1 pseudogene is annotated in these 283 nt (G+C 39.2%); it reads right to left on the reverse strand.

The features are described 5' to 3' along the window. Positions 1-283, reverse strand: a pseudogene (locus GNY06_RS10160) (IS481 family transposase); the annotation flags it as partial.

A 283-nucleotide genomic window follows, 5' to 3' on the forward strand; every position in this document is an offset into this window, starting at 1 on the left:
CTTGAGCTCCTAAATATCCAGGATGATGAGTTTCAATTTCTCCATGAGCTTTTTTCTCTTCCTTAGCCCTTTCTAGTGCTGAAAGTTGAGATTCAGTAAGAACTACACCATCTTGAGCAGATTTGGCCTCTAGGGCTTTTAATCTTAGTTTAAACGTATGTAGATCGTGTCTTAACCAAATACTGCTGACTCCACCTGGTGATACAAAGAAACCTTGCTTTTTAAGTTCATTACTTACTCTAAGCTGCCCCAAAGTAGGGTTCTCAATGGCTATATCAACAAC

Source organism: Elizabethkingia argenteiflava, from assembly GCF_009904105.1.
Taxonomy (GTDB): domain Bacteria; phylum Bacteroidota; class Bacteroidia; order Flavobacteriales; family Weeksellaceae; genus Elizabethkingia; species Elizabethkingia argenteiflava.